Origin of the sequence: Pseudomonas brassicacearum (genome assembly GCF_918698105.1) — a bacterium.
Taxonomy (GTDB): domain Bacteria; phylum Pseudomonadota; class Gammaproteobacteria; order Pseudomonadales; family Pseudomonadaceae; genus Aquipseudomonas; species Aquipseudomonas brassicacearum_F.
The window spans coordinates 79,748-90,023 of the sequence record NZ_CAKKMI010000018.1 but is presented as its reverse complement, the minus strand read 5'-3'; the positions used below and the strand labels follow the sequence as shown (position 1 = coordinate 90,023).

The 10,276-nt window shown below is 58.5% G+C and carries 11 protein-coding genes; 2 read left to right on the top strand and 9 right to left on the bottom strand.

The window, feature by feature from the left end; translation table 11 throughout:
* Positions 1-391 precede the first annotated feature (391 nt).
* The 7 genes from LQ215_RS09850 to rplM form a co-directional block, all read right to left on the bottom strand.
* Positions 392-805, bottom strand: coding sequence for a ClpXP protease specificity-enhancing factor (locus tag LQ215_RS09850; protein ID WP_230149291.1), 414 nt, complete (start codon positions 803-805; stop codon positions 392-394).
* 16 nt (positions 806-821) lie between these two features.
* Positions 822-1,439 carry a glutathione S-transferase N-terminal domain-containing protein gene (locus LQ215_RS09845; RefSeq protein WP_003178195.1) on the bottom strand — a complete coding sequence of 206 codons (618 nt, stop codon included), beginning with the start codon at positions 1,437-1,439 and terminating at the stop codon, positions 822-824.
* A gap of 151 nt (positions 1,440-1,590) precedes the next feature.
* Positions 1,591-2,373: a cytochrome c1 gene (locus tag LQ215_RS09840; RefSeq protein ID WP_230149290.1), complete on the bottom strand. Its 783-nt coding sequence runs from the start codon at positions 2,371-2,373 to the stop codon at positions 1,591-1,593.
* Positions 2,373-3,584, bottom strand: a complete 1,212-nt coding sequence (locus LQ215_RS09835; RefSeq protein WP_230149289.1) for a cytochrome b — start codon at positions 3,582-3,584, stop codon at positions 2,373-2,375. Before LQ215_RS09835 ends, LQ215_RS09840 begins: the two co-directional genes overlap by 1 nt.
* Positions 3,584-4,177 (bottom strand): ubiquinol-cytochrome c reductase iron-sulfur subunit, encoded by a 594-nt coding sequence (gene petA / locus LQ215_RS09830; RefSeq protein ID WP_003205363.1) that lies wholly within the window; start codon positions 4,175-4,177, stop codon positions 3,584-3,586. The genes LQ215_RS09835 and petA overlap by 1 nt, the downstream gene beginning before the upstream one ends.
* 256 nt (positions 4,178-4,433) lie before the next feature.
* On the bottom strand, positions 4,434-4,826 hold the full coding sequence (gene rpsI, locus LQ215_RS09825) for a 30S ribosomal protein S9 (protein WP_003205364.1): 393 nt from the start codon (positions 4,824-4,826) through the stop codon (positions 4,434-4,436).
* A 14-nt stretch (positions 4,827-4,840) separates the two neighbouring features.
* Entirely contained in the window at positions 4,841-5,269 is a 429-nt protein-coding gene (gene rplM / locus LQ215_RS09820) for a 50S ribosomal protein L13 (protein WP_003205365.1), read from the bottom strand.
* Positions 5,270-5,514: 245 nt separating this feature from the next.
* Here rplM and LQ215_RS09815 point away from each other — a divergent pair, with 245 nt between their 5' ends.
* Entirely contained in the window at positions 5,515-6,555 is a 1,041-nt protein-coding gene (locus LQ215_RS09815; RefSeq protein ID WP_230149288.1) for an NADP(H)-dependent aldo-keto reductase, read from the top strand.
* Positions 6,556-6,684: 129 nt separating this feature from the next.
* Here LQ215_RS09815 and LQ215_RS09810 read toward each other — a convergent pair whose 3' ends face one another.
* Positions 6,685-7,821, bottom strand: a complete 1,137-nt coding sequence (locus tag LQ215_RS09810; protein WP_230149287.1) for an acyl-CoA dehydrogenase family protein — start codon at positions 7,819-7,821, stop codon at positions 6,685-6,687.
* A 244-nt stretch (positions 7,822-8,065) separates the two neighbouring features.
* Between LQ215_RS09810 and LQ215_RS09805 the strand changes: the two genes are divergently transcribed.
* Positions 8,066-8,962 carry a GlxA family transcriptional regulator gene (locus LQ215_RS09805; RefSeq protein WP_172681420.1) on the top strand — a complete coding sequence of 299 codons (897 nt, stop codon included), beginning with the start codon at positions 8,066-8,068 and terminating at the stop codon, positions 8,960-8,962.
* Positions 8,963-9,147: 185 nt separating this feature from the next.
* Here LQ215_RS09805 and zapE read toward each other — a convergent pair whose 3' ends face one another.
* Complete coding sequence (zapE, locus tag LQ215_RS09800; RefSeq protein WP_230149286.1) at positions 9,148-10,242, bottom strand: cell division protein ZapE; 1,095 nt, start codon at positions 10,240-10,242, stop codon at positions 9,148-9,150.
* Positions 10,243-10,276: the final 34 nt, after the last annotated feature.

Sequence of the window (10,276 nt, the reverse complement as noted above, 5' to 3'; positions counted from 1 at the left end):
CGTGGACGTTGATCTCGGGCGCCCCATTAACCACGCTGGCCGAACGCAGGCATTGCGCAGTGGGCATCCCGGCATGGATGCCGGGATAGCCGCGCTGGGCCATGGATGGCCCTTCGCGGCGGCCCACGGAGCAATGCCGGAGTGAGGGCATGCCGAGCCTAGGCGAGGCACCAAGTGGTGGGGCAAAAGCGCTTTGGTTACTTTCGCCTGGGCCGGCTTCCGGCTTTTCGAAAGTGACCCGCTGTAAGAGCGGAACCGCCAGTAGCCGTGACCGCAGCAACGGATATACACACCAACCAGGACAAAAAAAAATGCCCACATCTCACGATACGGGCATTTTCTTAACCAGGTTACCAAGCTTTCAAACAGCCTGTATCTGGCACACATCCATCTACTTCACCACCTTCAAACTCGGCCGCCCGCTAGGACGCGGAGGTTCGTCATCCGGTGGTGGCAGGTCATCATCCGGCTCGAACTCTTCTTCACCATCGAGCGGCGTTTCCAGCTCAAACACCATGCCCTGGCCATTCTCCCGGGCATAAATCCCCAAGATCGCGGCAATAGGCACATACAGAGTGTGAGGCACGCCGCCGAAGCGCCCTTCAAAACTGACAGCGTCGTTATCCATGTGCAGGTGACGCACTGCAGCTGGCGACACGTTCAAGACAATTTGCCCGTCATTGGCAAAACCCTGCGGCACCTGCACCGACGGAAACTCGGCGTTGACCAGCATGTGCGGGGTGCAATCGTTGTCCACAATCCACTCGTAGAGCGCGCGGACCAGATAAGGTCGACTGGAGTTCATAGCGGCTCCCTAAGCCTTAGCGCATGTCACGTTCGACACCAGACAGACTCGCCTGGAAAGCCTCACGCGCGAATTGGCGCTCCATATAATCAAGCAGCGGCTTGGCAGGCCGCGGCAGTTCGATACCCAGAATCGGCAAACGCCAGAGTATGGGCAATAGGCAGCAATCCACCAGACTTTGTTCCTCACTGAGGAAAAACGGCTTGTCGACGAATAGCGGCGATACGCCGGTCAGGCTTTCACGCAACTCCTTGCGCGCCACCACCCGCGCTGGCTCCTTGGTCCGAGAATCCAGGATCAGATCCACCAACCCGCACCAGTCACGCTGGATGCGATGGATCAGCAAACGGCTGTTGGCACGTGCGACAGGGTACACCGGCAGTAAAGGTGGATGCGGATAACGCTCATCCAGATATTCCATCACCACGGTCGACTCCCACAACGCCAGGTCACGATCGACCAGCGTGGGCAGGCTACCGTAAGGGTTCACCTCGATCAGCTTCGGCGGCTGACGGCCCGCTTCGACGTAAATGATCTCGGCGCTGACACCCTTCTCTGCCAGTACGATGCGTACCCGGTGGGAATAGTGGTCGGCGGGGTCGGAGTAACAGGCCAACCGATTGGTCACGCCCATGGCGATCCTCCTCGCTTGTTGAAATTATCGAAAAACGGAAAAACGAGCGCGCCCAGAGGGCGTCTCCCGTAACACCTGGCTGACCAGGCTCGTTACATTTCTAGAGACGCCCTTGGGCGCGCACGATTAACAGCAACGGCTTACAGCTTTATCAATGCACGTCTTTCCAGTATTCACGCTTGAGCAGGTAAGCGAATACGAAGAAGAACGCCAGGTACAGCAATACATAGGTACCGATGCGCTGATGCTCCAGCTTCACCGGGTTGGCCGAGTAGGCCAGGAAGGTCACCAGGTTCTTGACCTTCTCGTCGAACTGCTCCGGCGTCAGGCTGCCAGTGTTCGGCACAATGGTCAGTTGATCGCAGGCTTCATGAGTCAAAGCGGTGCCGGTCAGCGGATCGAATTGCTTTTTGCCGCCGTCGACGATCTGAACCTGCTTGCAGCCTACCACCTGGCGCCCTTGGAGGCCGACCAGTACGTTAGGCATGCCGACGTTCGGAAAGACCTTGTTGTTCACGCCCCATGGACGTGCAGGATCTTCGTAGAACGAACGCAGGTAACCATAGAGCCAGTCCGTCCCACGTACACGGGCGACCAGGGTCAGGTCCGGCGGCGCGGCGCCGAACCAGGTCTTGGCGTCCGCAGGCTGCATGCCGATGGTCATGTGATCGCCCAGCTTGGCACCGGTGAACACCAGTTTCTCGAGCATCAGTTCATGAGGAATGCCCAGGTCATCGGCAACACGCTCGTAGCGCTGGAACTTGGCACTGTGGCAACCCATGCAGTAGTTGGCGAACGTACGTGCGCCGTCCTGCATGGCAGCTTTGTCGGAAACGTCGATATCGACTTTTTCCAGCTCTGGACCAGCAGAGGCAGAAGCAAAGGACAGTGCAGGCATAGCCGCGAGGATCAGTACAGCAAATAGCTTTTTCATCAGCCAGTCACCCTTTCCGGAACCGGTTTGGTCTTCTCGAGCCTGGTGTAGAAAGGCATCAGAATGAAGTAGGCGAAGTACAGGAAGGTGCATACCTGCGACAGCAACGTACGCTCCGGTGTCGGGGCCAGTACGCCCAGCACGCCCAGGATCACGAACGAAATGCAGAACACCAGGAGCCAGATCTTGCTCAGCCAGCCTTTGTAGCGCATCGACTTGACGGGGCTGCGGTCCAACCACGGCAGGACGAACAGCACTGCAATGGCCGCGCCCATGGCGATAACGCCCATCAGCTTGTCCGGGATCGCCCGCAGAATCGCGTAGAACGGCGTGAAGTACCAGACCGGGGCAATGTGCTCAGGAGTCTTGAACGCGTTCGCCTGCTCGAAGTTCGGCTTCTCGAGGAAGTAACCCCCCATTTCCGGGAAGAAGAACACGATGGAGCAGAAGATGAACAGGAACACCACCACGCCGACGATATCTTTCACGGTGTAGTACGGGTGGAAGGCGATGCCATCCAGCGGTACACCGTTCTCGTCCTTGTGCTTCTTGATGTCCACGCCATCCGGGTTGTTCGAGCCGACTTCGTGCAGCGCCAGAACGTGCAGCACCACCAGGCCGAGGATCACGATCGGCAGGGCGACCACGTGCAGGGCGAAGAAGCGGTTCAGGGTAATGCCCGAGATCAGGTAGTCACCACGGATCCACTGGGTCAGGTCGTCACCGATGACCGGGATCGCACCGAACAGCGAGATGATCACCTGGGCACCCCAGTAGGACATCTGGCCCCACGGCAGCAAGTAGCCCATGAAGGCCTCGGCCATCAGCGCCAGGTAGATCAGCATGCCGAAGACCCACACCAGCTCACGAGGCTTCTGGTACGAACCGTAGAGCAGGCCACGGAACATGTGCAGGTAGACCACGATGAAGAACGCCGAAGCGCCGGTGGAGTGCAGCAGGCGCAGGATCGAGCCGTACTCGACGTCGCGCATGATGTATTCGACGGAAGCAAACGCCTCTTCCGCCGACGGGGTGTAGCTCATGGTCAGCCAGACACCGGTAACGATCTGGTTGACCAGAACGAGCAGCGCCAGGGAGCCAAAGAAGTAGAAGAAGTTGAAGTTCTTCGGAGCGTAATACTTGCTGAGATGGTCTTCCCACATTTTGGTCGCGGGAAAGCGCGCATCAACCCAATCCATGAATTTGCTCATCACGCTTTCTCCGTATCGACGCCGATGACAATGATGTCGTCGGTCTCATAGGAATGCGGGGGAACTGGCAGGTTCAGAGGTGCAGGCTGCGACTTGTAGACGCGACCGGCCAGGTCGTAGTGGGAGCCGTGGCAAGGGCAGAAATAACCACCGACCCAGTCCTTGCCCAGATCGGCAGGAGCCACTTCAGGACGAAACGTTGGCGAGCAACCCAGGTGCGTACAAATCCCGATCAGCAGCAAAACCTCTGGCTTGATCGAGCGCGTTTCAGGATTGACGTATTCCGGTTGGACCGAGTTCTTGGAGGAAGGGTCGGACAACTGACCCTCGATCTTTTTCAGATTCCCCAGGATTTCCTCTGTACGGCGGACGATGAACACCGGCTGACCGCGCCACTCAGCAATCATCTGCTGGCCTGGCTCAATCTTGCTGACATTCACTTTCACCGGTGCACCTGCGGCTTTCGCCTTGGCACTGGGAAACCATGACCCCACGAACGGGACCGCAGCCCCCACCGCTCCTGCAGCACCCACCACGGATGTGGCTGCTACCAGGAAGCGACGCCGGCCTGCATTCACGCCGTCATTGCTCATTCAGTCCTCTCCCATCAGCTTTGTGGCCTGTTAGATCAGGCGTCTACTAAGTAAAAATCTGAACTTATAAAAATTTTGCCGAATGGTAATGAAAAGCCCCAATTCTGACAAGGTAATTACCAAGCGGCCAAACCGCCAAGCCTTGTAGTATAGGGGCTCTGCGAATGTGGCAAGTTGTCACAGAGCAATTCTTTTGCCCATAAAAAAACGCCCAGCTCCGTGAGGAACTGGGCGCCTTTTGAAAGCGGAAGCGAAATTAACGCTTCGAGTACTGCGGACGCTTACGCGCTTTACGCAGACCGACTTTCTTACGTTCAACTTCGCGAGCATCGCGAGTTACGAAGCCGGCTTTGCGCAGAGCACCACGCAGAGTCTCGTCGTAATCCATCAGGGCGCGAGTGATGCCGTGGCGGATTGCGCCAGCCTGACCACTTACACCACCACCGATAACAGTGACGTAGATGTCGAATTTTTCGACGGTCTCGGTCAGTTCCAGCGGCTGACGAACTACCATGCGGGCAGTTTCGCGGCCGAAGAAGTTATCCAGGGAGCGGTTGTTGATGGAGATGTTACCAGTGCCCGGACGCAGGAAAACGCGTGCGGTTGCAGTCTTGCGACGGCCAGTGCCGTAATTTTGAGTCGCCGACATAATGAACTATTCCGTTAAAACTTCAGTTCTTGGGGCTGCTGAGCAGTATGAGGGTGAGCAGCGCCCGCATAAACCTTCAGCTTACGATACATGTCGCGACCCAGTGGGTTTTTAGGCAGCATGCCTTTAACCGCGGTCTCGATCACGCGCTCAGGGGCTTTGGCGATCAGCTTTTCAAAGTTGATCGACTTGATGCCGCCAGGAAAACCGGAGTGGGAGTAGTACATTTTGTCAGTGGTTTTAGCGCCAGTAACACGTACTTGCTCAGCGTTGATCACGACGATGTAGTCACCGGTGTCAACGTGAGGGGTGTACTCAGGCTTGTGCTTGCCACGCAGACGGCTCGCGATTTCGGTGGCCAGACGACCCAGGGTCTGACCAGCAGCGTCGACGACAAACCAGTCGCGCTTTACTGTTTCCGGTTTAGCAGTAAAAGTTTTCATTCTTTATAGCCTCAGGGGCCGCCCTGTAAATTAGACGGCGGATCTTACTGAATAGTGCGTACTTTGACAAGTCAAAGGCAGCCGGATACAGACGCTTTCGGGGGCTCGGGTCGGCGCGTCCGTTCAACGGCAAGATTCTTCGGCGGCGGCGCATCACTTCCACTGCAGAAAGAGGTGCGCAATTATGCAGATTGCGAAAAATATTTCAACCTGCTTTTATGATTGTTTTGCCCAAGGAGTACCCGATGGACTATCGCCCGCTAGGCCGTACCGACCTGAACGTGAGTGCCCTGTGCCTCGGAACCATGACCTGGGGTGAGCAGAACAGCGAGGCCGAGGCCTTCGCCCAGATCGAGCGCGCCAAGGGTGCCGGCATCAATTTCATCGACACCGCCGAGATGTACCCGGTGCCACCCAAGGCCGAAACCTACGCCACCACCGAACGCTACATCGGCAATTACTTCAAGAGTCGCGGCGACCGTGCCGACTGGATCCTGGCGAGCAAGATCGCCGGCCCCGGCAACACCATCGACTACATCCGCGACAAGAACCTCAAGCACAACCGCCGCCACATCGTCGAAGCCGTGGACGCCAGCCTCAAGCGCCTGCAGACCGACTGGATCGATCTGTACCAGCTGCATTGGCCGGAGCGCAGCACCAACTTTTTTGGTCAACTGGGCTACCAGCACAAGGCTGACGAAACGTTCACCCCGCTGGAGGAGACCCTCGAAGCCCTGGACGAACAGGTTCGCGCCGGCAAGATCCGCCATATCGGCCTGTCCAACGAAACGCCGTGGGGCACCATGAAGTTCCTTGCCCTGGCCGAGGCCCGTGGCTGGCCGCGGGCGGTATCGATCCAGAACCCGTACAACCTGCTCAACCGCAGCTTCGAGATCGGCCTGTCGGAAATCGCCATCCGCGAGCAATGCGGCCTGCTGGCTTACTCGCCACTGGCATTTGGCTTTCTATCGGGCAAATACGAAAACGGCGCCCGGCCCGTCAAGGGCCGCCTGACGCTGTACAGCCGCTTCATGCGCTACTTCAACCCGCAATCGGAAGCGGCGTGCAGTCGCTATGTGGCCCTGGCCCGCGAACATGGCCTGGACCCGGCGCAGATGGCCCTGGCGTTCGTCACCCGGCAGCCGTTCGTGACCAGCAACATCATTGGTGCCACCACGCTGGAGCAACTGGACAGCAACATCGCCAGCTTCGAGCTGAAACTGTCGGATGAAGTGCTGGCGGGGATCGAGGCGATTCACAAGGATCAGCCGAACCCGGCGCCTTGATCCATAGGCCTCATCGCGAGCAAGCTCGCTCCCACATGGGTTCGATGTTGATCACAAAATAGCGATCAGACACGACTCCCCAGTGGGAGCGAGCTTGCTCGCGATAGCGGACCCAAGCTCACCACTGCATCAAAGCGACCGCGCAATAATCTCCTTCATGATCTCATTGGTCCCGGCATAGATCCGCTGCACCCGCGCATCCGCCCACGCCCGGGCAACCGGGTATTCCCACATGAAGCCGTAGCCGCCATGCAACTGCACGCATTCGTCGAGCACCTTGCATTGCAGGTCGGTGCCCCAGTACTTGGCCATCGCCGCCGTCGGCACGTCCAGCTTGCCTTGCAGGTGCAGTTCCAGGCAACGGTCGACGAAGACCCGGCCGATCTGGATTTCGGTGGCCATTTCCGCGAGCTTGAAACGGGTGTTCTGGAAGTCTGCGATGGATTTGCCGAACGCCTTGCGCTCGCGGGTGTAGTCCAGGGTCCATTGCAGCGCCGCTTCGGCCGAAGCCAGGCCGCCGATGGCGACAGTCAGGCGCTCCTGGGGCAGCTCCTGCATCAAGTAGGCGAAGCCCATGCCGGCCTGCCCGAGCAGGTTTTCCTTCGGCACGCGGACATCCTGGAAGAACAATTCCGACGTGTCCTGGGCCTTCATGCCGACTTTTTCCAGGCGCTTGCCCTTTTCAAAGCCCGGCGTGCCCGCCTCCACCAGGAACAGGCTGGTGCCCTTGGCGCCGGCCTTCGGATCGGTCTTGGCGACCACGATCACCAGGTCTGCCAGGAAGCCATTGGTGATGAAGGTCTTGGAGCCGTTGATGACATATTCATCACCGTCCAGCACCGCCGTGGTCTTCACCCCTTGCAGGTCGGAACCGGCGCCCGGCTCGGTCATGGCGATGGCCGTGACCATTTCGCCAGACACCAGCTTCGGCAGGTACTTGTGTTTCAACGCTTCGCTGCCGTAATGCAGGATGTACGGTGCGACGATGTCGGAATGCAGCGAAAAACCGATCCCCGTCAGCCCCAGGCGGCCGATCTCCTCGATCACCACCGTGCTGTAGAGAAAATCGGCGTCCAGCCCGCCATAGGCTTCTGGCAAGTGCGAGCACAACATGCCCGCCTCCCCCGCCTTGTTCCAGAGCTGGCGATCGACATGCCCCTGTTTTTCCCACTGGCTGTGGTACGGCACGGCTTCTTTTTCAAGGAAGGTTCGTACGCTGCCGCGAAACAATTCGTGCTCGGGACTGAACAGTGTTCTTGGGATCATGGCGCACCTTTGGTTATTGTTGGGCGTGGTTATCCGACAGAGCCTAAGCCTGCAAGGTACGACAGGACACTGGACACATCCGACAAAAAATAAGACGATCCAGCCGTCTGTTGACCACTTTCCCCTATAAAAATAAAGATGAATTATGTCTATGCACGCCTCCACGCCCTTGCGGCGCGTCAGCATCCTGGCAGTCGACCGGGTCTTCGCCTCCACCCTCATGCAAGCCAAGGATTTTTTCCACCTGGCCAGCCTGCGCTATGGCAAACAATTGGGCCACGGCCTGACACCGGCGTTTGAAACAAGGCTGGTCAGCCCCGACGGCAAACCAGTGAACAGCTTCAGCGATGTGATCATGCCGGTGGACGGCGGCCTGGAAAATACCGACGTCATCATCCTGCCAGCCTTCTGGGATGATTTCGCCACCCTCTGCCAACGTTATCCCCAGGTCCTGCCCTGGCTGCGCGAACAACACGCGCGCGGCGCAGTACTTTGTGGCGAGGCCACCGGGGTGTTCTGGCTGGCCGAGGCCGGGCTGCTCGACGGCAAGGAAGCGACCACCTACTGGCGTTTCTTCAATGCCTTCAAGGAGCGCTTCCCCCAGGTATACCTGAACCAGGACAAGCACCTGACCGACGCCGACAACCTGTTCTGCGCCGGCGGCACGACCTCGGCCTGCGACCTCTACATTTACCTCATCGAACGCTTCTGTGGCGCCAACGTCGCCCAGGCCGTGGCGCGGGACATCCTGTATGAGGTGCAACGCAGCTATTCGCCAGGACGGATCGGCTTCGGCGGGCAGAAATTGCACCAGGACGTGATCATCCTGCAGATCCAGCAATGGCTCGAAGAGCACTTCGCCGATAAATTCCGCTTCGAGGATGTTGCCCGGGAACATGGCATGAGCATCCGCAACTTCATGCGCCGCTTCCAGACCGCCACGGGCGACAAACCGCTGCATTACCTGCAACGGCTGCGAATCGAGACCGCCAAGGGCCTGCTCTCCGGCAGCCGCAAGAGCATCAAGACCATCAGCTATGAAGTCGGCTACGACGACGCGAGCTTTTTCGCCCGGTTGTTCCGCCAACATACCGACCTGTCGCCGAACCAGTATCGGCAGCAGTTTCAGCAGGCGGCGTAGTCCGAGGACCTGGCAACGATCCACTGTGGGAGCGAGCTTGCTCGCGATAGCGGTGGTTCAGCAGCATGGATGTTGACTGACAGGACGCCATCGCGAGCAAGCTCGCTCCCACAGGGTTTTGGGGTGAATCAGCCAGTATAAAAAAGGCCTGCAATCGCAGGCCTTTTTTGGTGTTCCGAATGTCCTTACGGCTTATGCGCCCGCGCCAGGAATTCGTGGGACTGCATCTCCAGCAAGCGACTCAAGGTCCGCTGGAATTCGAAGGTCAGGCGACCGCCGGTGTAGAGATCCTTGAGTTCGACTTCGGCCGAGATGATCAGCTTCACGTTACGGTCGTAGAACTCGTCGACCATGTTGATGAAGCGACGGGCGATGTCGTCGGTGGTGACGCTCATCTGCTCGACATTGCTCAGCAGCACGGCGTGGAAGATTTTGCCCAGTTCGATGTAGTCGTTCTGGCTGCGAGGGCCGTCGCACAGTTCGCGGAAGTCGAACCAAGCCACGTCATCGCACGTACGCACGGCGCGAATTTCGCGATTCTCGATGACCAATACATCATTTTCCACGGCCTGGGTGCATTCCGGCGTCAGGGCGCGGAAGCTCTTGCGCAGGCTTTCCTCGGCGGCGGCATCCAACGGAAAGTGGAACAGCTCCGCTTGTTCGAGGTGACGCAGGCGGTAGTCGACGCCGCTGTCGACGTTGACGATTTCAGTGTGTTCCTTGATCAGCGCGATGGCCGGCAGGAACCGCGCCCGCTGCAGGCCGTCCTTGTACAGGCCGTCCGGCACGATGTTCGAGGTGGCGACCAGGGTCACGCCGTTCTTGAACAGCTCTTCCATCAAGGTGCCGAGGATCATGGCGTCGGTGATGTCGGAAACGAAGAACTCATCGAAGCAGATCACCCGGGTCTCGTCGGAAAAACGCTTGGCGATGATGGTCAGCGGGTTCTTCTCTCCGCCCAGGGTCTTCATTTCCTCGTGCACGCGCTTCATGAAGCGGTGGAAGTGCGTCCGTGTCTTCTCCTTGAACGGCAACGCTTCGAAGAAGGTGTCCACCAGGTAGGTCTTGCCGCGGCCCACGCCGCCCCAGAAATACAGGCCCTTGACCGGAGCCTGGTCTTTTTTGCCAAACAGTTTGCCCAACAGGCCGGGCTTGTTGTTCGACGCCGCGACCAGGTCGTCGTACAGGCGCTGCAAGTGCCGTACCGCCGTTTCCTGGGCTGCGTCGTGGAAGAACTCCGGGCGTTTCAGATCAGCTTGATATCGTTCTAGGGGCGTCATATTCGTTAGCAAGGCAACAAAAACGGGCCGTCAC

Bases quoted from the DNA above. Each gene is read 5' to 3' on its own strand.
- LQ215_RS09850 (WP_230149291.1), bottom strand. From the start codon at position 805: ATGAACTCCAGTCGACCTTATCTGGTCCGCGCGCTCTACGAGTGGATT.
- LQ215_RS09845 (WP_003178195.1), bottom strand. From the start codon at position 1,439: ATGGGCGTGACCAATCGGTTGGCCTGTTACTCCGACCCCGCCGACCAC.
- LQ215_RS09840 (WP_230149290.1), bottom strand. From the start codon at position 2,373: ATGAAAAAGCTATTTGCTGTACTGATCCTCGCGGCTATGCCTGCACTG.
- LQ215_RS09835 (WP_230149289.1), bottom strand. From the start codon at position 3,584: ATGAGCAAATTCATGGATTGGGTTGATGCGCGCTTTCCCGCGACCAAA.
- petA (WP_003205363.1), bottom strand. From the start codon at position 4,177: ATGAGCAATGACGGCGTGAATGCAGGCCGGCGTCGCTTCCTGGTAGCA.
- rpsI (WP_003205364.1), bottom strand. From the start codon at position 4,826: ATGTCGGCGACTCAAAATTACGGCACTGGCCGTCGCAAGACTGCAACC.
- rplM (WP_003205365.1), bottom strand. From the start codon at position 5,269: ATGAAAACTTTTACTGCTAAACCGGAAACAGTAAAGCGCGACTGGTTT.
- LQ215_RS09815 (WP_230149288.1), top strand. From the start codon at position 5,515: ATGGACTATCGCCCGCTAGGCCGTACCGACCTGAACGTGAGTGCCCTG.
- LQ215_RS09810 (WP_230149287.1), bottom strand. From the start codon at position 7,821: ATGATCCCAAGAACACTGTTCAGTCCCGAGCACGAATTGTTTCGCGGC.
- zapE (WP_230149286.1), bottom strand. From the start codon at position 10,242: ATGACGCCCCTAGAACGATATCAAGCTGATCTGAAACGCCCGGAGTTC.